This is a genomic window from Streptomyces globosus, from assembly GCF_003325375.1.
Classification (GTDB): domain Bacteria; phylum Actinomycetota; class Actinomycetes; order Streptomycetales; family Streptomycetaceae; genus Streptomyces; species Streptomyces globosus_A.
This window is the reverse complement of record NZ_CP030862.1, coordinates 5,678,303-5,702,554: the sequence shown is the minus strand read 5'-3', so window position 1 is coordinate 5,702,554 and position 24,252 is coordinate 5,678,303. Positions and strand designations below refer to the sequence as shown.

Sequence of the window (24,252 nt, the reverse complement as noted above, 5' to 3'; positions counted from 1 at the left end):
GACACAGCTGCCCAGGCTACCAGGGCGCCCACAGGTGGCCCAAACCGAGCGCACTGCCCCGTCCATGGGACCATGGAACGGACCGACACCCAGCCAGGCTTCCGACTGCGACCCGAGAATCAGGACACTGCGTGCCCGCCATCCCCAGCCACGTGCCCGAGCCGAGCCGTACCGACCCGGCGCTGATCCGCAACTTCTGCATCATCGCGCACATCGACCACGGCAAGTCGACGCTCGCCGACCGGATGCTCCAGCTCACCGGTGTCGTCGACCAGCGGCAGATGCGCGCCCAGTACCTCGACCGCATGGACATCGAGCGCGAGCGCGGCATCACGATCAAGTCCCAGGCCGTCCGTCTCCCCTGGGCGCCGACCGCGGGCGACGGCGTCGGCAGGACGCACATCCTCAACATGATCGACACCCCCGGGCACGTCGACTTCACGTACGAGGTGTCGCGCTCCCTCGCCGCGTGCGAGGGCACGATCCTGCTGGTCGACGCCGCCCAGGGCATCGAGGCCCAGACCCTCGCAAACCTGTACCTGGCGATGGAGAACGACCTGACGATCGTCCCGGTCCTCAACAAGATCGACCTGCCGGCCGCCCAGCCGGAGAAGTTCGCCGAGGAGCTGGCGAACCTCGTCGGCTGCGAGCCCGACGACGTGCTGCGGGTGTCCGCCAAGACCGGTGTCGGCGTCGAGGCGCTCCTCGACCGCGTCGTGCAGAACGTCCCGGCTCCGGTCGGCGTCAAGGACGCCCCCGCCCGCGCGATGATCTTCGACTCCGTCTACGACTCGTACCGCGGCGTCGTCACCTACGTCCGCGTCGTCGACGGCACGCTCAGCAAGCGCGAGCGCATCCGGATGATGTCCACCGGCGCCACCCACGAGCTGCTGGAGATCGGCACCAACTCGCCCGAGATGCTCCCGGCCGACGGCCTCTCCGTCGGCGAGGTCGGCTACCTGATCACCGGTGTGAAGGACGTCCGGCAGTCCAAGGTCGGCGACACCATCACCCAGCAGAGCGGCGGCGCCACCGAGGCCCTCGGCGGCTACAAGGACCCGAAGCCGATGGTCTTCTCGGGCCTGTACCCGCTCGACGGCTCGGACTACCCGGAGCTGCGCGACGCCCTGGACAAGCTCCAGCTCAACGACGCCGCCCTGGTGTACGAGCCGGAGACCTCCGCTGCGCTCGGCTTCGGCTTCCGCGTCGGCTTCCTCGGCCTGCTCCACCTCGACGTGATCCGCGAGCGGCTGGAGCGCGAGTTCGGCCTCGACCTGATCGCCACCGCGCCCAACGTGGTCTACCGCGTGGTCATGGAGGACAAGAGCGAGATCACGGTCACCAATCCGAGCGAGTTCCCCGAGGGGAAGATCTCGGAGGTGTACGAGCCGGTCGTGCGCGCCACCATCCTCGCGCCCACCGAGTTCATCGGCTCGATCATGGAGCTGTGCCAGAACCGCCGCGGCACCCTCCTCGGCATGGACTACCTCTCCGAGGACCGCGTCGAGATCCGCTACACCCTGCCGCTCGCGGAGATCGTCTTCGACTTCTTCGACCAGCTGAAGTCCAAGACCCGCGGCTACGCCTCCCTCGACTACGAGCCCACCGGCGAGCAGGCCTCCAGCCTCGTCAAGGTCGACATCCTGCTGCACGGCGACAAGGTCGACGCCTTCTCCGCCATCACCCACAAGGACGCCGCCTACGCGTACGGCGTGCGCCTGGTCGCCAAGCTGCGCGAGCTGATCCCGCGGCAGGCGTTCGAGGTGCCGGTGCAGGCCGCCATCGGCTCCCGGGTCATCGCCCGCGAGACCATCCGCGCCATCCGCAAGGACGTCCTCGCCAAGTGCTACGGCGGTGACATCTCCCGTAAGCGGAAGCTGCTGGAGAAGCAGAAGGAAGGCAAGAAGCGGATGAAGATGGTCGGCTCCGTGGAGGTCCCGCAGGAGGCCTTCATCGCCGTCCTCTCCAGCGACGAGTCCGGCGCCAAGAAGAAGTAGCAGCCGGCCGCACGGACAGCCGGAACAGGCCCCCGCACGCACCGGCGGGGGCCTGTTTCGTTATGAATCGGCGGCTCAAGGGCTCTTACGCGCCAGCCGGAGGGCCCCTAGTCTGATCACTGCCCCGTTGGTTACTCGCCAGTTGCAGACCCTGGTCTCAAACCCTGTTGGAAGCCGCCGTCCCACCCCCTCGGACGGCAGCCCTGCCGCGTGGTCCGGAGGACGTCCGTGAGCGACACACTGACCCAGATCGAGAACCGCCCGCCCACCGTGGCGGCCCTCTTCCTTGAGCGTGTCGCCGCCACGCCGGACGCCGAGGCCTACCGGTACCCGGTGCCCCCGGCATCCGGCAGCGGCCCCGACGACTGGAGGTCGCTGAGCTGGGGCCAGGCCGCCGACCGGGTCTTCGCGATCGCCGCCGGCCTGATCGACCTGGGCCTGCAGCCCGAGGAGCGCGTCGCGCTCGCCTCCAACACCCGCGTCGAGTGGATCCTCAGCGACCTCGGCGTGATGTGCGCCGGCGGCGCCGTCACCACGGTCTACCCCAGCACCAACGCCGACGAGTCGGCGTTCATCCTGGCCGACTCCGCCAGCCGCGTGCTGATCGCCGAGGACGCCGCCCAGCTCGCCAAGGCCCGCGAGCGCCGTGCCGAGCTGCCGGAGCTGGGCCACGTCGTCGTCCTGGAGGCCGCCGACGCCGTCGCCGCGGAGGACGACCCCGAGGGCTGGGTACTCTCCCTCGCCGACCTGGAGGACCGCGGCCGCGAGTACCTCGCCAAGCACCCCGACGCGGTGCGGGAGCGGATCGGCGCCATCACGGCCGACCAGCTCGCCACGCTGATCTACACCTCGGGCACCACCGGCCGCCCCAAGGGCGTCCGCCTCCCGCACGACAACTGGTCGTACATGGCCAAGGCCACCGTCGCCACCGGCCTGATCACCGGCGGCGACGTCCAGTACCTGTGGCTGCCGCTCGCCCACGTCTTCGGCAAGGTCCTCACCTCCGGCCAGATCGAGGTGGGGCACGTCACCGCCGTCGACGGCCGCATCGACAAGATCATCGAAAACCTGCCCGTCGTCCAGCCGACCTACATGGCGGCGGTCCCGCGCATCTTCGAGAAGGTCTACAACGGCGTCGCGGCCAAGGCCCGCGCCGGCGGCGGCGCCAAGTACAAGATCTTCCAGTGGTCGGTCGGCGTCGCCCGCGAGTACGCCAAGGTCACCCAGGACAACTACCGGCGCACCGGCCGGGCCACGGCCCCCCTCGGCCTCACCGCCAAGCACCGCATCGCCGACGCGCTCGTCTACTCCAAGCTCCGCGAGGCCTTCGGCGGCCGGCTGCGCGCCGCCGTCTCCGGCGCCTCCGCCCTCGCCCCCGAGATCGGCTACTTCTTCTCCGGCGCCGGCATCCACATCCTGGAGGGCTACGGCCTCACCGAGTCCAGCGCTGCCTCCTTCGTCAACCCCGGCGAGGCCTACCGCACCGGCACCGTCGGCAAGCCGCTCCCCGGCACCGAGGTCCGCATCGCGGACGACGGCGAGGTCCTGCTCCGCGGCCCCGGAATCATGCAGGGCTACCACGGCCAGCCCGAGAAGACCGCCGAGGTGCTCGAAGAGGACGGCTGGCTGCACACGGGCGACATCGGCGAGCTCTCGCCCGACGGCTACCTGCGCATCACCGACCGCAAGAAGGACCTGATCAAGACGTCGGGCGGCAAGTACGTCGCCCCGGCCGAGATCGAGGGCCAGTTCAAGGCGATCTGCCCGTACGTGTCGTCCATCGTCGTCCACGGCGCCGACCGGAACTTCTGCACCGCCCTGATCGCCCTCGACGAGGCCGCCATCCTCGGCTGGGCCGCCGAGAACGGCCTGGACGGCAAGACGTACTCCGAGGTGCTCGCCGCCCCCGAGACGAACCGCCTGCTCGAGACGTACGTCCAGACCCTCAACGAGGGCCTCCAGCGCTGGCAGACGGTGAAGAAGTTCCGGATCCTGCCGCGCGACCTCGACGTCGAGCACGGCGACCTCACGCCCAGCCTCAAGCTGAAGCGGCCCGTCGTCGAGCGTGAGTTCAAGCACCTGATCGACGAGATGTACGAGGGCACCCGCGAGGCCTGAGAACCCGCGCGGCCCCCGCACCGCCCGGCCCCCGGCCCCGCCGGAGGGGGCCGGGCCCGCCGCCGGACCGCCCCCGCCCGCCCCCGGCCCGCCGCGCGCACGGACCGGCCCGGGCGGACGTGCGGGACAATGGGCCCATGCCTTCCGCACTGCCCGACGGTGAACCCATGCCCGAAGACGGCGCGCTGCCGCCGCACGCCCTGGCGGGCGCCGGGGACCGTCCGCTCGGGTTCTACCTGCACGTCCCGTACTGCGCCACGCGCTGCGGGTACTGCGACTTCAACACGTACACCGCGACCGAGCTGCGCGGCAGCGGAGGCGTGCTCGCCTCCCGGGAGAACTACGCCGACACCCTCGCCGACGAGGTCCGCCTCGCCCGCAAGGTCCTCGGCGACGACCCCCGGCCGGTCCGCACGGTCTTCGTCGGCGGCGGCACCCCGACCCTGCTGCCGGCCGAGCACCTCGTCCGCATGCTGGCCGCCGTCCGGGACGAGTTCGGCCTCGCGCCCGACGCCGAGGTCACCACCGAGGCCAACCCCGAGTCCGTCGACGCCGCCTACCTGGCCGAGCTGCGCGAGGGCGGCTTCAACCGGATCTCCTTCGGCATGCAGAGCGCCAGGCGGCACGTCCTGCAGGTGCTGGACCGCACCCACACCCCCGGACGCCCCGAGGCCTGCGTCGCCGAGGCCCGCCGGGCCGGCTTCGAGCACGTCAACCTCGACCTGATCTACGGCACCCCCGGCGAGAGCGACGACGACTGGAGGGCCTCCCTCGACGCCGCGCTCGGCGCCGGCCCCGACCACGTCTCCGCGTATGCGCTGATCGTCGAGGAGGGCACCCAGCTCGCCCGCCGGATCCGGCGCGGCGAGGTCCCCATGACCGACGACGACGTCCACGCCGACCGGTACCTGATCGCCGACGAGGTCCTCGCCGGCGCCGGCTTCCACTGGTACGAGGTGTCGAACTGGGCGGCCTCCGAGGCCGGGCGCTGCCTCCACAACGAGCTGTACTGGCGCGGCGCCGACTGGTGGGGCGCCGGCCCCGGGGCGCACAGCCACGTCGGCGGGGTGCGCTGGTGGAACGTGAAGCACCCCGGCGCGTACGCCGCCGCGCTCGCCGCCGGGCGCTCGCCCGGGGCGGGCCGGGAGCTGCTGTCCGCGGAGGACCGCCGCGTGGAGCGGATCCTGCTGGAGCTGCGGCTGGCGGAGGGCGCGCCGCTGGAACTGCTCGCCGAGCAGGGGCTCGCGGCCTCGCGCCGGGCGCTCGCCGACGGGCTGCTGGAGGCCGGGCCGTACCGCGGCGGGCGGGCCGTGCTCACGCTGCGGGGGCGGCTGCTCGCCGACGCCGTGGTCCGGGACCTGGTGGACTGAGCGGGCGGCCCCGCGAGGCCCCGGGGCCGCGGCGCACCGTCAGGCGGCGGGGGCCGTGACGAAGTCGATCAGTTCCTCGACGCGGCCCAGCAGGGACGGCTCCAGGTCGCGGTAGGACCCCACGCGGGACAGGATGTGCTGCCAGGCCGCGCCGGTGTTCTCCGGCCAGCCCAGGGCGCGGCAGACGCCCGTCTTCCAGTCCTGGCCGGGCGGGACCGCCGGCCAGGCCGCGATGCCCAGGGAGGACGGCTTCACCGCCTGCCAGACGTCCACGTACGGGTGACCTGCGACCAGGACGTGCTCGCCGGACACCTGCGCGGCGATGCGGGACTCCTTCGACCCTGGGACGAGGTGGTCCACCAGCACGCCCAGGCGCGCGTCCGGGCCGGGCGCGAACCCGGCGACCACGGCCGGCAGGTCGTCGACGCCCTCCAGGTACTCCACGACGACGCCCTCGATCCGCAGGTCGTCGCCCCAGACCCGCTCGACGAGCTCGGCGTCGTGCCGGCCCTCCACGTAGATGCGGCCCGCCCGTGCCACCCGCGCCCTGGCGCCGGGGACGGCGAGCGAGCCCGACGCGGTGCGCCGCGGGCCGGCCGGGGCCCGGGAGGGCCGTACGAGGGTGACGGGGGCGCCCTCCAGCAGGAACCCCCGCGGCTCCAGCGGGAACGCCCGCCGCTTGCCGAAGCGGTCCTCCAGGGTCACCGTGCCCGCCTCGCAGGCGACGACGGCCCCGCAGAAGCCGGTGCCCGCCTCCTCCACCACGGTGCCGGGCTCGGCCGGCACCTCCGGGGCGGGCCTGTGGCGCTTCCACTGCGGGGTCAGGTCGGGGGAGTACTCGCGCATCCGGCCGACACTAGGAGAGCGGGCGCGCTCAGGCGCCCGACACGCCGAAGCGCGCCGCCAGTGTGGCGCGTTGCGCACGGACGAACGCCGCGTCGACCACAGCCCCGTGCCCCGGCACGTACAGGGCGTCCCCGCCGCCCAGCGCGAGCAGCCGGTCCAGGGCCGCGGGCCACCGGCCCGGCACCGCGTCGGGGCCGGCCTGCGGCTCCCCGGACTCCTCCACCAGGTCGCCGCAGAAGACCGTCTCCCGCTCGCCGGGCACGAGCACCGCCAGGTCGTGGCGGGTGTGCCCGGGGGAGACGTTCGCGAGCAGCGCCTGCACGCCGCCCAGGTCCAGCGTCCACTCGCCCGACACCAGGTGGCGCGGGACCACCAGCAGGTCGGCCGCCTCGGCGGCGTCCGCCGGGTCCAGGCCGTGCCGCACGGCGTCGCCGCGGAGCTCCTCGCGGCCCGCGGAGAGCTCGGTGTCGAGGCCGACGGCGCCGTACACTTCGGCGCCGGCGAAGGCCGCACCGCCCAGGACGTGATCGAAATGGCCGTGCGTGAATGCGATATGGGTCACGTGCCGGCCTGTCAGGCGCTCCGCCTCGGCCCGCAGCAGGGCCCCCTCCCGGAGGCTCGAACCGGGGTCGACGATCAGTACGGAATCGTCTCCCACCACCAGTCCCACCGTGCAGTCCCACACCGGGAGGCGCTTCCGGCCGGTCCGCCGGGTCAGTCTCTCCCAGCCCGCCTCTTCCCAAGCCACGTCCATACCGCGACGCTACCTGGCGGGCCGCCCTTGCTAGCCGCGTACCCCCCGGCCGTACACTGACCGGGGGATCTCTGGCACTCGTACGACCCGAGTGCCAAAACGAACGACCACCACGACCCGCATCACAGCTGGAGGTGCGCGCGATGCTCAGCGAACGCAGACTCGAGGTGCTGCGCGCCATCGTCCAGGACTACGTCGGGACGGAGGAGCCGGTCGGCTCCAAGGCGCTCACGGAGCGGCACAGGCTCGGCGTCTCGCCCGCCACCGTGCGCAACGACATGGCCGTGCTGGAGGAGGAGGGCTACATCGCCCAGCCCCACACCAGCGCGGGCCGCATCCCCACGGACAAGGGATACCGGCTGTTCGTGGACCGGCTGGCAGGGGTCAAGCCGCTGTCGACGCCCGAGCGCCGGGCCATCCAGAACTTCCTCGACGGGGCCGTCGACCTCGACGACGTCGTCGGCCGCACCGTGCGGCTGCTCGCGCAGCTGACCCGGCAGGTCGCGATCGTCCAGTACCCCTCGCTGACCCGCTCGACCGTCCGGCACGTGGAGCTGCTCTCGCTGGCTCCCGCGCGCCTGATGCTCGTGCTGATCACCGACACCGGGCGGGTCGAGCAGCGGCTCGTCGACTGCCCGGCGCCCTTCGGCGAAACCTCCCTGGCCGACCTGCGGGCGCGGCTCAACAGCCGGGTCGTCGGCCGCCGGTTCACGGACGTCCCGACGCTGGTGCAGGACCTGCCCGAGGCGTTCGAGCCGGAGGACCGGGGCACGGTGTCGACCGTGCTGTCGACGCTGCTGGAGACCCTGGCCGAGGAGGCCGAGGAGCGCCTGATGATCGGCGGCACCGCCAATCTGACGCGCTCCGGACACGATTTCCCCCTGACGATCAGGCCGGTGCTGGAGGCTCTGGAGGAGCAGGTCGTGCTCCTCAAGCTGCTCGGCGAGGCCAACGAATCGGGCATGGCTGTACGAATCGGGCATGAGAATGCCTACGAGGGACTGAACTCCACGTCCGTCGTCTCGGTCGGCTACGGTTCGGGCGGCGAAACAGTCGCCAAACTCGGCGTGGTCGGACCGACCCGCATGGACTACCCCGGAACGATGGGAGCGGTACGCGCAGTGGCACGTTACGTCGGACAGATCCTGGCGGAGTCGTAAGTGGCCACGGACTACTACGCCGTACTCGGCGTGCGCCGCGACGCATCGCAGGACGAGATCAAGAAGGCCTTCCGCCGCCTGGCGCGCGAACTCCACCCGGACGTCAACCCGGACCCGAAGACGCAGGAGCGCTTCAAGGAGATCAACGCCGCGTACGAGGTGCTCTCGGACCCGCAGAAGAAGCAGGTCTACGACCTCGGCGGCGACCCGCTGTCCTCCTCGGGCGGCGCCGGCGCCGGAGGCTTCGGTGCGGGCGGCTTCGGCAACTTCTCCGACATCATGGACGCCTTCTTCGGCCAGGCGGCGCAGCGCGGCCCGCGCTCGCGCACCCGCCGCGGCCAGGACGCCATGATCCGCCTGGACCTGGAGCTGGACGAGGCCGCCTTCGGCACGACCAAGGAGATCCAGGTCGACACGGCCGTCGTCTGCACCACCTGCTCCGGTGAGGGCGCCGCTCCCGGCACCTCGGCGCAGACGTGCGACATGTGCCGCGGCCGCGGTGAGGTCTCGCAGGTCACCCGGTCCTTCCTGGGCCAGGTCATGACCTCGCGCCCGTGCCCGCAGTGCCAGGGCTTCGGCACGGTCGTGCCCACCCCGTGCCCCGAGTGCGCGGGCGACGGCCGGGTCCGCTCCCGCCGCAGCCTCACGGTGAAGATCCCCGCCGGCGTCGAGAACGGCACCCGGATCCAGCTCGCGGGCGAGGGCGAGGTCGGCCCCGGCGGCGGCCCCGCCGGCGACCTGTACGTGGAGATCCACGAGCTGAACCACCCGGTGTTCCAGCGGCGCGGCGACGACCTGCACTGCACGGTCACCATCCCGATGACCGCGGCGGCGCTCGGCACCAAGTGCCCGCTGGAGACGCTGGACGGCATGGAGGAGGTCGACATCCGGCCCGGCACCCAGTCCGGCCAGTCGATCCCGCTGCACGGCCGCGGCGTGACGCACCTGCGCGGCGGCGGGCGCGGCGACCTCATCGTGCACGTCGAGGTCCAGACCCCCGCCAAGCTGGACGCCCAGCAGGAGGAGCTGCTGCGGCAGCTGGCCAAGCTGCGCGGCGAGGAGCGCCCCATGGGCCAGTTCGCCCCCGGCCAGCAGGGCCTCTTCAGCCGCCTGAAGGACGCCTTCAACGGCCGCTGACCGGCCGGAGCGCACCACCGCCGAGCCCGGCCCGGGGACATCCCCGGGCCGGGCTCGGCGCCTTCCGGGGGCCGCCGCGGCAGCCCGGAGCGGCGGACTATGCCAGGCGAATGCGGTGATTCGGCCCTGTGAGCGGGACATGGCACGATGCGGTGCATGTCCTCGCCACTGAACGGTCTCGCCCGGTACCCGATCGTGCAGGCTCCCATGGCGGGCGGCGCCTCCTGCCCGCCGCTCGCCGCCGCGGTGTGCGAGGCGGGCGCCCTGGGCTTCCTCGCCGGCGGCTACAAGACCGCCGACGGGATGTACCAGGAGGTCAAACGGCTGCGCGCGCTCACCCGGCGCCCGTTCGGCGTCAACCTCTTCATGCCGCAGACCGGCCACGCCGACCCGGCCGCGATCGAGACGTACCGGGGGCAGCTCGCCGGCGAGGGCAGCTGGTACGACGTCTCCCTCGCCGAGGAGGACACCGCCGGCACCAGCGACGACGGCTACGACGCCAAGCTCGCGATCCTGCTGGACGACCCCGTCCCCGCCGTGTCGTTCACCTTCGGCTGCCCCGCCCCGCAGGCCCTCGCCGCCCTGCGCAGGGCCGGCACGTACAGCATCGTCACCGCCACCTCGGTCGACGAGGCCCGCGCCGCCGAGGCCGCCGGGGCCGACGCCGTCTGCGTCCAGGGCGTCGAGGCGGGAGGCCACCAGGGCACCCACCGCGACGACCCGCAGGCCGACGCCACCGCCGGAGTCGGGCTGCTCGCCCTCGTCGCCCAGATCCGGGAGGCCGTCGGGCTGCCGATCATCGCCGCGGGCGGGCTGATGCGCGGCTCGCAGATCGCGGCGCTGCTGGCCGCCGGGGCCGAGGCGGCGCAGCTCGGCACCGCCTTCCTGCCCTGCCCCGAGTCCGGGGCGCACCCGCTGCACAAGAAGGCGCTCACCGACCCGCTGTTCCCGCACACCGAGCTGACCAGGGCGTTCTCGGGGCGTCCCGCCCGCGGCCTGGTCAACCGGTTCATGCGCGAGCACGGGCCGTACGCCCCGGCCGCGTACCCGCAGGTCCACCACATCACCGCCGGGCTGCGCAAGGCGGCCGCCGCGGCCGGGGACCCGCAGGGCATGGCCCTGTGGGCGGGCCAGGGGCACCGGCTGGCGCGGGCGCTGCCCGCGGGGCAGCTGGTGGAGGTGCTGGCCGCCGAGATCGCCGAGGCGCAGAGCGCACTGAACGACATGCAGAAGAGGAGTACGTCATGACCGCCCCCGTGTTCGTGGTGGAGGAGGTCCCCGCGGGGCCGCGGTTCGTCCTGGACGGCGCTGAAGGCCGGCACGCGGTGTCCGTGAAGCGGCTGAACCCGGGCGAGGAGGTGGTCCTCACCGACGGCCGCGGAGCCTGGGCCGAGGCCGTCGTCGAGGCGGCCGAGGGCAGGGACCGGCTCGTCGTCGCGGTGTCCGCGACGGGCGAGGAGCCCGAGCCCGAGGTGACGATCACCGTCGTCCAGGCACTGCCCAAGGGCGACCGCGGCGAGGTCGCCGTCGAGACGATGACGGAGACCGGCGTCGACGCGATCGTGCCCTGGCAGGCGTCCCGCTGCATCACCCAGTGGCGCGGCGACCGAGGCGCCAAGTCCCTCGCCAAGTGGCGCAGCACCGCCCGTGAGGCCGGCAAGCAGTCGCGGCGCGTCCGCTTCCCCGAGGTGGCCGAGGCGATGTCCACCAAGCAGGTCGCGGCGCTGCTGGCCGGCGCCGACCTGGCCGTGGTCCTGCACGAGGACCGCGACGCCCCCTCCGAGGCGCTGGCCGGGACCGACCTGCCGGAGTCCGGGTCCGTCGTCCTGGTCGTGGGCCCCGAGGGCGGCGTCTCGCCGGAGGAGCTCGCCGCCTTCGCGGCGGCCGGCGCCCGCACCTGCCGGCTGGGCCGCTCGGTGCTGCGCACCTCCACAGCGGGCACCGCCGCCGCCGCGGTGCTGCTGGCGCGGACCGGCCGCTGGTCCTGAAATGCCGGCGGGCGGAGGCGGGCCGCCGGATACGATGCCCGGACTGATCAACACCCGTGCGGGCGGCAGCGCCCGCGCCACCGTCACGGAAGGCGAAGCCATGGCAGGGGAACCGCAGGCGGACTGCCTGTTCTGCAAGATCGTCGCGGGAACCGTCCCGGCGACCGTGGTCCGCGAGACCGAGACGACCGTCGCGTTCCGGGACATCAACCCCCAGGCCCCGACCCACGTCCTGGTCATCCCCAAGGCGCACTACCCGGACGCGGCCTCCCTCGCCGCGGGCGCGCCCGACCTCGCCGCCGACGTGCTCCGCGAGGCCGGCGAGATCGCCGCCCAGGAGAAGGTCGACGACCACGGCTACCGGATCGTCTTCAACACCGGTACCGGGGCGGGCCAGACCGTCTTCCACACCCACGCGCACGTCCTCGGCGGGCGCGGCCTCCAGTGGCCGCCGGGGTAGTCCGTGTCCCTGCGCGAATTCGTGGTGCTGGGCACCGCCAGCCAGGTGCCCACCCGCCACCGCAACCACAACGGCTACCTCCTGCGCTGGGACGGCGAGGGCATCCTCTTCGACCCCGGCGAGGGCACCCAGCGCCAGATGCTGCGCGCCGGGGTGGCCGCACACGACATCAACCGGATCTGCATCACGCACTTCCACGGCGACCACAGCCTCGGCCTCGCCGGCGTCGTCCAGCGCATCAACCTCGACCAGGTCCCGCACCCCGTCACCGCGCACTACCCGGCCTCCGGGCAGGTGTTCTTCGACCGGCTGCGGTACGCGACCGCCTACCGGGAGACCGTCAGGCTCCGCGAGCAGCCGGTCTCCGGCGACGGCGTGCTCGCCGAGGGTCCGCCGTACCTCCTGGAGGCACGAAGGCTGTCCCACCCGGTGGAGTCCTTCGGCTACCGGATCACCGAGCCCGACGGGCGGCGCATGGTCCCCGGGCTGCTCGCACGGCACGGCGTCAAGGGGCCCGACGTGGGCCGCATCCAGCGCGAGGGCCGGCTGGGCGCGGTCACCCTCGACGACGTCAGCGTGCCGCGGCCCGGCCAGCGGTTCGCGTTCGTCATGGACACCCGGCTGTGCTCCGGCGCCGAGGAGCTCGCCGAGGGCTGCGACCTGCTGGTCATCGAGTCGACCTTCCTCGACGCGGACGAGCGCCTGGCCGCCGACCACGGGCACCTGACCGCGGGCCAGGCGGCCCGCATCGCCCGCGGCGCCGGCGTGCGGCACCTGGTGCTGACGCACTTCTCGCAGCGCTACAACGACCCCGGCGAGTTCGAGCGCCAGGCGCGCGCGGCCGGTTTCGAGGGGGAGCTGACCATCGCGGCGGACCTCGCGCGGATCCCCGTCCCCAAGCGGGCCGACCCCTGACCCGCAGGCGGCGGGGGCGGCGGGCCGGGTGCCCGGCCCTCCCGCCGCCCCCCGCCGCCCGGGGCCCCGCCGGGCCCCCGCACGAGGGGATCACGAGCCGCGGAAGAGTCCCGCGGTAGTGATGTGCGCCACACTGGGTTTCCGTCCCGCCGGGACGGGCAGGGCAGTCGCCTTTCCACTGCGTTCGGTGCGTTCGCTGCGCGAGGCTCTGCAGAAACGACCCTTCGAGCCGATCGGGGAGAACACCGTGGTCAACCGGGACAGCCGCGTCAGCCGCAGCGCAGCAGTGGACCCCCTCGGTCCGGTGCGCGACCCCGGAGAGCCGGGGTGCGACGTCTTCCTGACCGGCACGGTCTTCCTCGACATCATCTTCACCGGCCTCGACTCGGCCCCCGTGCGCGGCACCGAGTCCTGGGCGCGCGGCATGGGCTCCAGCCCCGGCGGCGTCGCCAACATGGCCACCGCCCTGGCCCGGCTCGGCCTGCGGACCTCGCTCGCCGCCGCCTTCGGCGACGACCACTACGGCGAGTACTGCTGGGACGCGCTGGAGCAGGGCGAGGGCATCGACCTGTCCATGTCCCGGACCGTCCCCGGCTGGCACAGCCCCGTCACGGTCTCCATGGCGTACGAGGGCGAGCGGACGATGGTCTCGCACGGCCACGAGGCGCCCCCCGGCTTCGGCCGCGAGGGCGCGGCCGGCCCGGGAGGCGCCGTCTTCCCGCAGTGCCCGCCCCGCACCCGGGCCGCCGTGGCCTCGCTCGCCCCCGGCCGCGAGGACGGCTGGATCGGGGAGGCCGCCCGCCGCGGGGCGCGCGTCTTCGCGGACGTCGGCTGGGACACCACCGGCCGGTGGGACCTCGCCGAGCTGACCGACCTGGAGCACTGCGAGGCGTTCCTGCCGAACGCGGGCGAGGCCATGCGGTACACGCGTACGGACTGTCCGCGGGAGGCGGCCCGGGCGCTGGCCGAGCGCGTCCCGGTCGCGGTCGTGACCCTGGGCGCGGAGGGCTCGTACGCCGTGGACTCCGGCACCGGGGAGACGGCCGAGGTGCCCGGGATCCCGGTCGACGCCCTCGACCCGACGGGCGCGGGCGACGTGTACGTGGCCGGGTTCGTCACCGGCTCGCTGGCCGGCTGGCCGCTGGCCGACCGGCTGGCCTTCGCGGGCCTGACGGCCGCCCTGTCGGTCCGCGAGTTCGGCGGCTCCCTCTCGGCCCCCGGCTGGGCGGAGGTGGCCCGCTGGTGGGCGGACGACGCCCCGGACGGGCTGCGGGAGCGGTACGCCTTCCTCGACGAGCTGGTCCCGCCCGCCTGCGCACACGCCCCGCGCCGCCGGGCCGTCCCGACGATCGGGTTCCGCCACTCCGCGTGAGCGCGGACACCGGCCGCCCGGCCGGGACGGGCGGCCGGTAAAACCCCTCGGAGCCGCCGGGCCGGCGACGTACCCTTGGTACTCCGGAGGTCGTCGACCGGCGCGACCCCTCAGCGGGAGGTATGTGCAGGCCACAGTGCCGGCCCATGACTCAGACATCCACAGCCCACACCCCGGCGCAGGGTCAGGCGCGAGCCCACTTCACCGTTCCGGCGAGCCATCCCATGGTGGCCGTGCTCGGCTCCGGTGACGCCCTGCTCCGCGTGATCGAGAAGGCCTTCCCCAAGGCCGACATCCACGTCCGGGGAAACCAGGTCAGCGCGGTCGGGGACGCGGCGGAAGTCGCACTGATCCAGCGCCTGTTCGACGAGATGATGCTCGTGCTCCGCACCGGGCAGCCGATGACGGAGGACGCAGTGGAACGCTCGATCGCCATGCTCAAGGCGAGCGACAACGGCGACGGCCCGCAGGAGACACCCGCCGAGGTGCTGACCCAGAACATCCTCTCCAACCGCGGCCGCACCATTCGCCCCAAGACGCTCAACCAGAAGCGGTATGTCGACGCGATCGACAAGCACACGATCGTCTTCGGCATCGGCCCCGCGGGCACCGGCAAGACCTACCTCGCCATGGCCAAGGCGGTCCAGGCCCTGCAGTCCAAGCAGGTCAGCCGGATCATCCTGACCCGCCCGGCCGTCGAGGCGGGCGAGCGGCTCGGCTTCCTGCCCGGCACCCTCTTCGACAAGATCGACCCCTACCTGCGGCCGCTGTACGACGCGCTGCACGACATGATCGACCCCGACAAGATCCCGCGGCTCATGGCCAACGGCACGATCGAGGTCGCCCCGCTCGCGTACATGCGCGGCCGCGCACAGCCTGTGTTCACGAAGGTCCTGACGCCGGACGGCTGGCGCCCCATCGGAGACCTTCAGGTGGGGGACCTGGTGGTGGGATCGAACGGGGAGCCGACCCCGGTCCTCGGCGTCTACCCGCAGGGCGAGAAGGACATTTACCGGCTCACGGCCCAGGACGGCTCCTGGACCCTTTGCTGCGGCGAGCACCTGTGGACGGTTCGGACCGCCTCGGACAAGCGCCGCGGCAAGCCGTGGCGGGTCCTCGAGACCAAGGACATGATCGGCGGCCTCCGTGCCGGGCACGCCCGCCGCTACGAGCTGCCGCTTCTCACCGCTCCCGTCGAGTTCCCCGAGCGCGCGGTCCCGATGGACCCCTACGCGCTGGGTCTCCTGCTCGGGGACGGGTGTCTTACGGGCTCGACCACGCCGTCCTTCTCCACGGCCGACGCGGAGCTCGCCGAAGCCCTGGAGGACGCGCTTCCCGGTGTCGTTGTCCGCCACCGGTGCGGCCCGGACTACGTCCTGAACCGCGTGAAGTCGCCCGGGGACGTGGTCACCCTGGAGAACCCGGTGACCCGGGTCATGCGTGAGCTGGACCTGCTCGGCAGCCGCTCGTGTTCCAAGTTCGTCCCGGACGACTACCTGTTCAATACGGCGGAAGTGCGGCTCGCGGTACTGCAGGGCCTGCTCGACTCCGATGGCGGCCCCGTCACCCAGCGGGACCGGACCTGCCGCATCCAGTACACGACCTCGTCGATTGTCCTGCGCGACGACGTGATCGCCCTTGTTCAGTCCCTCGGAGGGGTGGCCTACACCCGACGCCGTGCGGCGGCGGGGCGTGAGCAGGGCACCGCCCTGGCCGCACACCGCTACGACTCCCACGTCGTCGACATCCGTCTCCCCGAGGGCATCGAACCCTTCCGGTTGGTGCGCAAGCGGGACGCGTACCGTGCGGCCGGCGGCGGCGGGCGGCCGATGCGCTTCATCGACTCCATCGAGCCCGCGGGCCGTGAGGAGGCGGTCTGCATTCAGGTCGCCGCAGAGGACTCCCTGTATGTCACCCAGGACTACCTGCTGACGCACAACACGCTGAACGACGCCTTCGTCGTCCTCGACGAGGCGCAGAACACGAGCCCGGAGCAGATGAAGATGTTCCTGACCCGGCTCGGCTTCGACTCGAAGATCGTCATCACGGGCGACGTCACCCAGGTCGACCTCCCGGGCGGCGCCAAGTCCGGCCTCCGGCAGGTCCAGGCGATCCTCGACGGGGTGCCCGACATCCACTTCTCGAAGCTCACGTCGGAGGATGTGGTCCGGCACAAGCTGGTCGGCCGTATCGTCGATGCGTACGAGAAGTACGACGACAGCCAGGCAGGCCGGGAACCCCGGCCGGCCCGGAACGGCACCCAGCGGAAGTAGAACCCAGCGCACCATGTCGATCGACGTCAACAACGAGTCCGGAACCGAAGTAGACGAGCGGGCGATCCTCGACATCGCCCGCTACGCGCTCACCCGGATGCGGATCCACCCGCTGTCCGAGCTCTCCGTCATCGTCGTCGACGAGGACGCGATGGAGCAGCTCCACATCCAGTGGATGGACCTGCCCGGACCCACCGACGTCATGTCCTTCCCGATGGACGAGCTGCGCCCGCCGTCGAAGGACGACGAGGAGCCCCCGCAGGGCCTCCTCGGCGACATCGTGCTCTGCCCCGAGGTGGCGGAGAAGCAGGGCCGGGAGGCCCCGACGCAGCACTCCATGGACGAGGAGCTCCAGCTCCTGACCGTCCACGGGGTGCTGCACCTGCTGGGCTACGACCACGAGGAGCCCGACGAGAAGGCCGAGATGTTCGGCCTCCAGGCGGCGATCGTGGACGGCTGGCGCGCCGAGCGCGGCCTGACCGGCCCGTCCCCGGCCCCCACCGTCTCGTGACCGCACCGCAGCTGATCACCGGGGCGGTCCTGCTCGTCGTGGTCGCCTGGTTCGCGGCCTGCGCCGAGTCCGGGCTCGCCCGCGTCTCCTCCTTCCGCGCCGAGCAGGCCGTACGGGAGGGCCGGCGCGGCTCCGAGAAGCTCGTCCAGGTCGCCGCCGACACGACCCGCTACCTGAACGTCGCGCTGCTGGTGCGCGTGACCTGCGAGATGGCCGCGGGCGTGCTCGTCACGTACGTCTGCCTCGACGAGTTCGGCGAGAACTGGACGGCGCTGCTCGTCGCGATCGGCGTGATGGTCCTCGTGTCGTTCGTCGCCGTCGGCGTCTCGCCGCGCACCATCGGCCGCCAGCACCCGCTGGGCACCGCGACGGCCGCCGCGTACGTGCTCGTCCCGCTGGCCCGCGTCATGGGCCCTGTCCCGCAGCTGCTGATCCTCCTCGGCAACGCCCTCACCCCGGGCAAGGGCTTCCGCAAGGGCCCCTTCGCCTCCGAGGCCGAACTGCGGGCCATGGTCGACCTGGCGGAGCGGGAATCGCTCATCGAGGACGAGGAGCGCCGCATGGTGCACCAGGTCTTCGAGCTCGGCGACACGCTCGTGCGCGAGGTGATGGTGCCGCGCACCGACCTGGTCTGCATCGAGCGCTACAAGACCGTCCGCCAGGCGACGACGCTCGCACTGCGCTCGGGCTTCTCCCGCATCCCCGTGACCGGGGAGAACGAGGACGACATCGTCGGCATCGTGTACCTGAAGGACCTCGTCCGCAGGACGCACATCAGCCGCGACGCCGAGAGCGACCTCGTCTCGACGGCGATGCGGCCGGCGGCCTTCGTGCCGGACACGAAGAACGCGGGCGACCTGCTGCGCGAGATGCAGCAGGTCCGCAACCACGTCGCCGTCGTCATCGACGAGTACGGCGGCACGGCGGGCATCGTCACCATCGAGGACATCCTGGAGGAGATCGTCGGCGAGATCACCGACGAGTACGACCGGGAGCTCCCGCCCGTCGAGGAGCTGGGCGGGGACCGCTACCGGGTCACCGCGCGCCTGGACATCACCGACCTCGGCGAGCTGTTCAAGGTCGACGCCTTCGACGACGAGGACGTCGAGACCGTCGGCGGGCTCCTGGCGAAGGCGCTGGGCAGGGTCCCGATCGCCGGCGCGTCCGCGGTGGTCGAGCTGCCCGACGGGCGGCCGCTGCGGCTGACGGCGGAGGCACCGGCCGGGCGCCGGAACAAGATCGTGACGGTGCTGGTGGAGCCGGTGGATCCCGCCGCGGACGAGGACGGTGAGGCCGGGTGACGCCGGCGGAGCTGCGCGCCTTCTGCCTCGGCTTCAACGCGGCGGTCGAGGAGTTCCCCTTCGGGCCCGAGACCGCCGTGTTCAAGGTGCACGGCAAGCTGTTCGCGCTGTCGGCGCTCGACGCCGAGCCGCTGAAGGTGAACCTGAAGTGCGAGCCGGAGAACGCGGTGCGGCTGCGCGCCGCGCACGAGGGCGTCGTCCCGGGGTGGCACATGAACAAGCGGCACTGGAACACGGTCACCGCGGGCGGTCCCGGTGCCGTGCCGGACGCGCTGGTCCGCGAGCTCGTCGAGGACAGCTACGACCTGGTGGTCGCGGGCCTGCCGCGGGCGGAGCGGCTCCGGCTCGACCGGCCCTGAACCGGCCCTGAACCGGCCCTGACCAGGGCCGACCGGTCCGGCCGTGGGACGAAGGTCACGCCCCTCCTCCGCCCCTCGCGGCACGGAACCCGCCCGGCTGCCGTCTATGTTGGTCCAGGCCAATCCGTGATCCTTTGCGGCCCGGGGGGACCGCGCGGATCACGGGGCACGGGGGACGGAGGGGAGAGCGCCTCGGCGGGGCCGTCGTACGGCACCGCCGAGGCGCTCCCTATGCTGTCGGCCATGACCGAGAGCACCGGGATCACCCCCGAGGACAGCAAGATCATCACGCTGGCGCGCAGCGCCCGCGCCCGCAACGAGGTGCCCGAGGGCGCGGCGGTCCGCGACGAGACCGGCCGCACCTACGTCGCCGGAACGGTCGAGCTGGACTCCCTCCGGCTGAGCGCGCTCCAGACCGCCGTCGCGATGGCCGTGGCCAGCGGCGCCCGCTCCCTGGAAGCCGCGGCCGTGGTCAGCCGCGCCGAGGAGGTCGCCGCCGCCGACCGCGCGGCCGTCCGCGACCTCGGCGGCCCCGACACCCCGGTCCTGCTGGCGGGCCCGGACGGCACCCTCCGCTCGACCACCCCGGCCGGCGCCTGACCGGGTCGCACGGCCGGGCCGGCCGCCGCACCTCAGGCGGCGGCCGGCGCGGGCCGCGCGGGGCGGCGGATGACCATCGCCATCAGCGCGGCCAGCGCGCACAGCGCCCCCGAGGCGTACCAGACCACGTCGTACGAGCCGAAGGCGTCCCGGGCCACGCCGCCGAGGAACGCCACCACCGCGGCGCCGACCTGGTGCGAGGCCAGGACCCAGCCGAACACGATCGCGCTGTCGTCGCCGTAGTGCTCCCGGCACAGCGCCACCGTCGGCGGGACGGTCGCCACCCAGTCCAGCCCGTAGAAGACGATGAAGAACACCATCGGCGGGTGCACCGACGGCGCCAGCAGCATCGGCAGGAACAGCAGCGACACCCCGCGCAGGGCGTAGTACACGGCCAGCAGGCGGCGCACCTCGAAGCGGTCGGTGAACCAGCCGGACGCCACCGTGCCGACGACGTCGAAGACGCCGATCACCGCCAGCAGCCCGGCCGCCGCCGTCACCGGCATGCCGTGGTCGTGCGCCGCCGGTACGAAATGCGTCTTGACCAAGCCGTTGGTGGAGGCGCCGCAGATCGCGAAGGTCCCGGCGAGCAGCCAGAACGGCCCGGTCCGCGCAGCCCGGAGCAGCACCGCCACCGCCCGCCGCGCCGCCCCCGGGACGGGCGCCGGCTTCGCCGCGTACACGCCCCCGTACGGGGCGAGCCCCACGTCCGCAGGGTGGTCGCGCAGCAGCAGCCACACGAACGGGACCACCGACAGGGCAGCCAGCGCGACGGTCACCGCCGCGGGCCGCCAGCCGTGGTGCTCGACCAGCCACGACAGCAGCGGCAGGAAGACGAGCTGGCCCGAGGCCCCCGCCGCCGTCAGGACGCCCGTCACCAGCCCGCGCCGGGCGGTGAACCAGCGGTTCACCACCGTCGCGGCGAACGCGAGCGCCATCGAGCCGCTGCCCAGGCCCACCAGCACGCCCCAGAACAGCACCAGCTGCCAGGCCGAGGTCATCCACACCGTCGCCAGCGAGCCGCCCGAGATCACGAGCAGGGCCAGCGCCACGATCCGGCGGATGCCGAAGCGGTCCATCAGCGCGGCGGCGAACGGCGCGGTGAGCCCGTACAGGGCGAGGTTCACCGAGACGGCGAACCCGATCGTCCCCCGCGACCAGTCGAACTCCGCGTGCAGCGGCTCGATGAGCAGGCCCGGCAGGGACGCGAACGCGGCGGCGCCCACGATGGTGACGAAGGTGACGGCGGCGACCCACCAGGCGCGGTGGACGCGCCCGCGGGCCGCCGGGGGAAGCCCCGCCGGGTCGGCTGCGGCGGGGTCGGCGGCGGTAGCTGTCTGTTCCACGCCGACAGCATCCGGGGACCCCCGCCCCGCACGACAGCGGCCCGGATGCCACCCTTCGATACGATCGGGCCATGGCCCCCCACCGCGTCGCCGTCCTCGCACTCCCCGGCCTGCTCCCCTTCGAGCTGGGCATCCCGCACCGGATCTTCGGCCGCGCCCGGGACGCCTCCGGGGAGCCGCTGTACGAGATCCTGACCTGCGCCCTCGCCGCCGGCCCGGTCCGCACGGACGCCGACTTCGCCGTCCACGTCGAGCACGGCCCCGAGCTGCTCGCCACCGCCGACACCGTCGTCGTCCCCGCCTCGTACGAGCTCGGGCCCGTCCACGAGGAGGGCCGGCTCACCGCCCCGCTGGCCGCCGCGCTCGCCCACATCCGGCCCGGCACCCGGCTCGTCTCCATCTGCACGGGCGGCTACGTCCTGGCCGCCGCCGGATACCTGGACGGCCGCCCCGCCACCACCCACTGGGCACACGCCGAGCACTTCCAGCGGCTCTTCCCCGCCGTCCGCGTCGACCCGGACGTCCTCTACACCGACGACGGGGACGTCCTGACCTCCGCCGGCGTCGCCTCCGGTATCGACCTGTGCCTGCACATCGTGCGCCGCGACCACGGCGCCGCCGTCGCCAACGACGTGGCCCGGCGGACCGTCGTCCCCCCGCACCGGGACGGCGGGCAGGCCCAGTTCGTCGACCGCCCCGTCCCGAACCCGCAGGCGGCGAGCACGGCCGCGGCCCGCGCCTGGGTGCTGGACCGCCTCCACGAGCCCGTACTCCTCGCAGACCTGGCCCGCAAGGAGTCCATGTCGGTGCGCACCTTCACGCGGCGGTTCCGCGAGGAGGCCGGAGTCAGCCCCGGGGAGTGGATCACCGGGCAGCGGGTGGAGCGGGCCCGGCAGCTCCTGGAGCGGACGGACCTGCCGATGGAGCGGGTGGCGCGCGAGGCCGGGTTCGGGACGGCGCAGTCGCTGCGCAAGCACGTCCAGGCGGCCCTCGGGGTCAGCCCCACGGCCTACCGCCGCACCTTCCGGGCGGCCGGTCCGGGCGGTACGCCCCCCGCGGCGCGGACCGCGCGGTGAGCGGGCCCGCGGCCCCCACGGCGGCAGCCTGGTCGGCGCGGGGAGCGGCATCGGGGAGAATGGCCCGTATGAGCGATCGTTCCCCCGAGTCCACCGCCCCGCACCGTGCGGGTTTCGCCTGCTTCGTCGGCCGCCCCAACGCGGGGAAGTCGACCCTGACCAACGCACTGGTGGGCACCAAGGTCGCGATCACCTCCAACCGGCCGCAGACCACCCGCCACACCGTCCGCGGCATCGTGCACCGCCCGGACGCCCAGCTCGTCCTCGTCGACACCCCCGGCCTGCACAAGCCGCGCACCCTCCTCGGCGAGCGGCTGAACGACGTCGTGCGCACGACGTGGGCCGAGGTCGACGTGATCGGCTTCTGCCTGCCCGCCGACCAGAAGCTCGGCCCCGGAGACAAGTTCATCGCCAAGGAGCTCGCGGGGATCAGGAAGACCCCCAAGATCGCCATCGTGACCAAGACGGACCTGGTCGACTCCAAGGCGCTGGCCGAACAGCTCATCGCGATCCAGCGGCTGGGCGAGGAGCTCGGCATCGAGTGGGCCGAGATCGTCCCCGTCTCCGCCGTCGGCGACAACCAGGTCGGGCTGCTGGCCGACCTGATCGCGCCGATGCTGCCCGAGAGCCCGCCGCTCTACCCCGAGGGCGACCTCACCGACGAGCCCGAGGCCGTGATGGTCGCCGAGCTCATCCGCGAGGCCGCCCTGGAGGGCGTCCGCGACGAGCTGCCGCACTCCATCGCCGTCGTGGTCGAGGAGATGATCCCCCGGGAGAACCGCCCCGCGGACCGGCCGCTCCTCGACATCCACGCCAACGTCTACATCGAGCGGCCGAGCCAGAAGGGCATCATCATCGGCCCCAAGGGCTCCCGACTGAAGGAGGTCGGGATGAAGTCGCGCAAGCACATCGAGGCGCTGCTCGGCACCCCCGTCTTCCTCGACCTGCACGTGAAGGTCGCCAAGGACTGGCAGCGCGACCCCAAGCAGCTGCGCAAGCTCGGCTTCTGAGAGCGGCGCCCGGGGGGAGCCCTACCGCAGGCGGCGGACCTTCACCGTGTTGTCGGTGCGGGTCCCCGGCCGGCCGTCGGGCGCGGACTGGTCCTTCTCGTACTCCTCGGCGACCAGGACCTCCCAGTCGCCCTCCGGCAGCTCCAGCTGGCCGAGGACCTCGTCCGGCCGGGGGAAGTGGACGGGCGGACGGTCCTCCTCCGCCTGCCAGGACGCCCAGCCGCCGTGGCCCACGACGAGCAGCACGCCGCCCGGGGCCACGGCCCGGGCGGCCGCGCGCAGGATCCGGGCACGCGGGAAGTCCCCGTAGGCGTGCAGGAAGCAGGCCGAGACGAGGTCGAACTCCCCGGCCGGGAAGGACTCGCCGAGGTCGTGGCGGCGGAAGTCGACACGCTCCGCGACACCCGCCTCGGCCGCGTGCCCTGCGGCCCGCTCCAGGGCGACGCCGGAGATGTCGGTGGCGGTCACCCGCCAGCCGCGGCGGGCCAGCCAGACGGCGTCCGCTCCCTCCCCGCAGCCCAGGTCCAGCGCCCGGCCGGGCGGAAGCTCCCCGGCCTCGCGGACCAGCGCCTCGTTCGGGTTGCCGCTCCAGATGCGGTCGCTCTCGCCGTAGCGGGCGTCCCAGAACTCCTCACCGGAGAGGGAGCCGGCCGCCGCCTCCGCCGCGGCGTGCCGGTGCTGGTCGTGGTGGGTGTGCTCGGACACGGGGTCCTCCTCGGGGTACGGGCTGTGATGGCCCGATGCTGCGCCGCCGGGCGGGCCGGGGCCAAGCACCTTTGCCGTTCCGGCAAGGCGCGGGGGCCGTCCCGTGCCGGGCGTCCCGGCGGGCCGTCAGCCCTCGTCGGCGGGCTCCGCGATCAGGGCCGTCGCCACCGTCCGGAAGCCCGCCCGGGCGTAGACGCGGGCCACCGCCTCGTCGCCCGCCGACAGGAACACCGTACGGACGCCCCGCGCGACGGCGTCCGCGACGAGGGCGGCGGTCACGCCCAGCGCGAGGCCGCGGCGCCGGGCCGCGGGCAGGGTGGCGACGCCGACCACCTCGGCGGTGTCGCCGACCGGGATGTACTGGCCCGAGGCCAGGACCGCGCCGTCGTGCACCGCCACCGCCAGGGCGGTGCGCCCCGAGGCCAGGTCCGCGGAGACCGACTCCCGGCGGGCCGCGGCCAGGGGCAGCTCCATCGCGGCGGCGAGTTCCGCCGGGCCTGCCGTGCCGACCGCGGTGCCGGGGTCGGCGAAGGCCAGCAGGGGGACGGCCACGGCCGCGGGCAGCAGGGCGTCGTCCGGGCCGATGAGGCGGACGCCGGGGTGTGGCGGCCCCGGTGGAGCGGACTGCTCCAGCACCATCAGGGGATGCGCGTGGACCCGCAGCCCGGCCTCCTCCGCGGCGGCGCGCAGCCAGGGACTGGTTTCGGCCACCCATTCGAACGCTTGCGGCACGCCCAGTGCGCGCTGGCGCTCCCTGACGCGGGCCACGTCGGCCGCGGTCGCGCCGCGGCTGCCGAGCGCGGGCCGGGCGTAGTAGGGCCAGCCGGGGCCCTCGCGCACGAAGAGGGTGAGCGGGCCGAAGTCCTCGGCCCGCGCACCCCCGGCGCGCGGCGCGGTGTCGTAGTACGCCTCGACACGGGTCAGCGGGGTCTGCGGTGTCGGTGTCATCGGGCC

The 24,252-nt window shown here is 73.5% G+C and carries 22 protein-coding genes; 17 read left to right on the top strand and 5 right to left on the bottom strand.

The window, feature by feature from the left end:
- Positions 1 to 131 precede the first annotated feature (131 nt).
- The 3 genes from lepA (at position 132) to hemW (ending at position 5,485) form a co-directional block, all read left to right on the top strand.
- Positions 132 to 1,997, top strand: a complete 1,866-nt coding sequence (gene lepA / locus C0216_RS25335) for a translation elongation factor 4 (protein WP_114057513.1) — start codon at positions 132 to 134, stop codon at positions 1,995 to 1,997.
- Positions 1,998 to 2,225: 228 nt separating this feature from the next.
- On the top strand, positions 2,226 to 4,115 hold the full coding sequence (locus tag C0216_RS25330; protein ID WP_114057512.1) for an AMP-dependent synthetase/ligase: 1,890 nt from the start codon (positions 2,226 to 2,228) through the stop codon (positions 4,113 to 4,115).
- 137 nt (positions 4,116 to 4,252) lie between these two features.
- On the top strand, positions 4,253 to 5,485 hold the full coding sequence (gene hemW / locus C0216_RS25325) for a radical SAM family heme chaperone HemW (protein ID WP_114057511.1): 1,233 nt from the start codon (positions 4,253 to 4,255) through the stop codon (positions 5,483 to 5,485).
- 39 nt (positions 5,486 to 5,524) lie between these two features.
- Here the strand turns inward: hemW and C0216_RS25320 are convergent, their stop codons facing one another.
- A complete protein-coding gene (locus C0216_RS25320; RefSeq protein ID WP_114057510.1) occupies positions 5,525 to 6,331 on the bottom strand; it encodes a DUF3097 domain-containing protein in 807 nt (268 codons plus the stop codon).
- A 28-nt stretch (positions 6,332 to 6,359) separates the two neighbouring features.
- On the bottom strand, positions 6,360 to 7,085 hold the full coding sequence (locus C0216_RS25315) for an MBL fold metallo-hydrolase (RefSeq protein ID WP_114057509.1): 726 nt from the start codon (positions 7,083 to 7,085) through the stop codon (positions 6,360 to 6,362).
- Between the two features lie 143 nt (positions 7,086 to 7,228).
- Here C0216_RS25315 and hrcA point away from each other — a divergent pair, with 143 nt between their 5' ends.
- From hrcA to C0216_RS25255, 12 genes are all read left to right on the top strand, one after another.
- Positions 7,229 to 8,245: a heat-inducible transcriptional repressor HrcA gene (gene hrcA, locus C0216_RS25310; RefSeq protein WP_114057508.1), complete on the top strand. Its 1,017-nt coding sequence runs from the start codon at positions 7,229 to 7,231 to the stop codon at positions 8,243 to 8,245.
- The gene (gene dnaJ, locus C0216_RS25305) at positions 8,246 to 9,382 is read left to right on the top strand and encodes a molecular chaperone DnaJ (protein ID WP_114057507.1); all 1,137 of its coding nucleotides are present in this window, start codon (positions 8,246 to 8,248) and stop codon (positions 9,380 to 9,382) included.
- Between the two features lie 156 nt (positions 9,383 to 9,538).
- Positions 9,539 to 10,630: a nitronate monooxygenase gene (locus tag C0216_RS25300; RefSeq protein WP_114057506.1), complete on the top strand. Its 1,092-nt coding sequence runs from the start codon at positions 9,539 to 9,541 to the stop codon at positions 10,628 to 10,630.
- Positions 10,627 to 11,370: a 16S rRNA (uracil(1498)-N(3))-methyltransferase gene (locus tag C0216_RS25295; protein WP_114057505.1), complete on the top strand. Its 744-nt coding sequence runs from the start codon at positions 10,627 to 10,629 to the stop codon at positions 11,368 to 11,370. Before C0216_RS25300 ends, C0216_RS25295 begins: the two co-directional genes overlap by 4 nt.
- Before the next feature lie 100 nt (positions 11,371 to 11,470).
- Positions 11,471 to 11,830, top strand: a complete 360-nt coding sequence (locus C0216_RS25290; RefSeq protein WP_114058901.1) for a histidine triad nucleotide-binding protein — start codon at positions 11,471 to 11,473, stop codon at positions 11,828 to 11,830.
- 3 nt (positions 11,831 to 11,833) lie between these two features.
- A complete protein-coding gene (locus C0216_RS25285) occupies positions 11,834 to 12,745 on the top strand; it encodes a ribonuclease Z (RefSeq protein ID WP_114057504.1) in 912 nt (303 codons plus the stop codon).
- 187 nt (positions 12,746 to 12,932) lie between these two features.
- Positions 12,933 to 14,117, top strand: coding sequence for a carbohydrate kinase family protein (locus C0216_RS25280; RefSeq protein ID WP_428985456.1), 1,185 nt, complete (start codon positions 12,933 to 12,935; stop codon positions 14,115 to 14,117).
- Positions 14,118 to 14,263: 146 nt separating this feature from the next.
- The gene (locus tag C0216_RS25275) at positions 14,264 to 16,390 is read left to right on the top strand and encodes a PhoH family protein (RefSeq protein WP_114057502.1); all 2,127 of its coding nucleotides are present in this window, start codon (positions 14,264 to 14,266) and stop codon (positions 16,388 to 16,390) included.
- A gap of 13 nt (positions 16,391 to 16,403) precedes the next feature.
- Positions 16,404 to 16,901, top strand: coding sequence for an rRNA maturation RNase YbeY (gene ybeY, locus C0216_RS25270; RefSeq protein WP_114057501.1), 498 nt, complete (start codon positions 16,404 to 16,406; stop codon positions 16,899 to 16,901).
- Positions 16,898 to 18,202 carry a hemolysin family protein gene (locus C0216_RS25265; RefSeq protein ID WP_114057500.1) on the top strand — a complete coding sequence of 435 codons (1,305 nt, stop codon included), beginning with the start codon at positions 16,898 to 16,900 and terminating at the stop codon, positions 18,200 to 18,202. Before ybeY ends, C0216_RS25265 begins: the two co-directional genes overlap by 4 nt.
- Positions 18,199 to 18,561 carry an MmcQ/YjbR family DNA-binding protein gene (locus C0216_RS25260; RefSeq protein WP_114057499.1) on the top strand — a complete coding sequence of 121 codons (363 nt, stop codon included), beginning with the start codon at positions 18,199 to 18,201 and terminating at the stop codon, positions 18,559 to 18,561. Before C0216_RS25265 ends, C0216_RS25260 begins: the two co-directional genes overlap by 4 nt.
- 243 nt (positions 18,562 to 18,804) lie before the next feature.
- Positions 18,805 to 19,161, top strand: coding sequence for a cytidine deaminase (locus tag C0216_RS25255; RefSeq protein ID WP_114058900.1), 357 nt, complete (start codon positions 18,805 to 18,807; stop codon positions 19,159 to 19,161).
- A 32-nt stretch (positions 19,162 to 19,193) separates the two neighbouring features.
- Here the strand turns inward: C0216_RS25255 and C0216_RS25250 are convergent, their stop codons facing one another.
- Positions 19,194 to 20,507: an MFS transporter gene (locus C0216_RS25250; protein WP_246042684.1), complete on the bottom strand. Its 1,314-nt coding sequence runs from the start codon at positions 20,505 to 20,507 to the stop codon at positions 19,194 to 19,196.
- Positions 20,508 to 20,578: 71 nt separating this feature from the next.
- Between C0216_RS25250 and C0216_RS25245 the strand changes: the two genes are divergently transcribed.
- Both C0216_RS25245 and era read left to right on the top strand, forming a co-directional pair.
- The gene (locus C0216_RS25245) at positions 20,579 to 21,583 is read left to right on the top strand and encodes a GlxA family transcriptional regulator (protein WP_114057498.1); all 1,005 of its coding nucleotides are present in this window, start codon (positions 20,579 to 20,581) and stop codon (positions 21,581 to 21,583) included.
- A 59-nt stretch (positions 21,584 to 21,642) separates the two neighbouring features.
- A complete protein-coding gene (era, locus tag C0216_RS25240) occupies positions 21,643 to 22,593 on the top strand; it encodes a GTPase Era (protein ID WP_114057497.1) in 951 nt (316 codons plus the stop codon).
- Positions 22,594 to 22,614: 21 nt separating this feature from the next.
- On the opposite strand, the gene C0216_RS25235 is transcribed toward era, so the two are convergent.
- On the bottom strand, positions 22,615 to 23,298 hold the full coding sequence (locus C0216_RS25235) for an SAM-dependent methyltransferase (protein ID WP_114057496.1): 684 nt from the start codon (positions 23,296 to 23,298) through the stop codon (positions 22,615 to 22,617).
- A 126-nt stretch (positions 23,299 to 23,424) separates the two neighbouring features.
- Positions 23,425 to 24,246 (bottom strand): GNAT family N-acetyltransferase, encoded by an 822-nt coding sequence (locus C0216_RS25230; protein WP_114057495.1) that lies wholly within the window; start codon positions 24,244 to 24,246, stop codon positions 23,425 to 23,427.
- Positions 24,247 to 24,252: the final 6 nt, after the last annotated feature.

Excerpts from the sequence above, each read along its gene's own strand:
- hemW (WP_114057511.1), top strand. The coding sequence starts at position 4,253 with ATGCCTTCCGCACTGCCCGACGGTGAACCCATGCCCGAAGACGGCGCG.
- C0216_RS25320 (WP_114057510.1), bottom strand. The coding sequence starts at position 6,331 with ATGCGCGAGTACTCCCCCGACCTGACCCCGCAGTGGAAGCGCCACAGG.
- C0216_RS25315 (WP_114057509.1), bottom strand. The coding sequence starts at position 7,085 with ATGGACGTGGCTTGGGAAGAGGCGGGCTGGGAGAGACTGACCCGGCGG.
- hrcA (WP_114057508.1), top strand. The coding sequence starts at position 7,229 with ATGCTCAGCGAACGCAGACTCGAGGTGCTGCGCGCCATCGTCCAGGAC.
- C0216_RS25300 (WP_114057506.1), top strand. The coding sequence starts at position 9,539 with ATGTCCTCGCCACTGAACGGTCTCGCCCGGTACCCGATCGTGCAGGCT.
- C0216_RS25295 (WP_114057505.1), top strand. The coding sequence starts at position 10,627 with ATGACCGCCCCCGTGTTCGTGGTGGAGGAGGTCCCCGCGGGGCCGCGG.
- C0216_RS25290 (WP_114058901.1), top strand. The coding sequence starts at position 11,471 with ATGGCAGGGGAACCGCAGGCGGACTGCCTGTTCTGCAAGATCGTCGCG.
- C0216_RS25275 (WP_114057502.1), top strand. The coding sequence starts at position 14,264 with ATGACTCAGACATCCACAGCCCACACCCCGGCGCAGGGTCAGGCGCGA.
- ybeY (WP_114057501.1), top strand. The coding sequence starts at position 16,404 with ATGTCGATCGACGTCAACAACGAGTCCGGAACCGAAGTAGACGAGCGG.
- C0216_RS25255 (WP_114058900.1), top strand. The coding sequence starts at position 18,805 with ATGACCGAGAGCACCGGGATCACCCCCGAGGACAGCAAGATCATCACG.
- C0216_RS25245 (WP_114057498.1), top strand. The coding sequence starts at position 20,579 with ATGGCCCCCCACCGCGTCGCCGTCCTCGCACTCCCCGGCCTGCTCCCC.
- era (WP_114057497.1), top strand. The coding sequence starts at position 21,643 with ATGGCCCGTATGAGCGATCGTTCCCCCGAGTCCACCGCCCCGCACCGT.
- C0216_RS25230 (WP_114057495.1), bottom strand. The coding sequence starts at position 24,246 with ATGACACCGACACCGCAGACCCCGCTGACCCGTGTCGAGGCGTACTAC.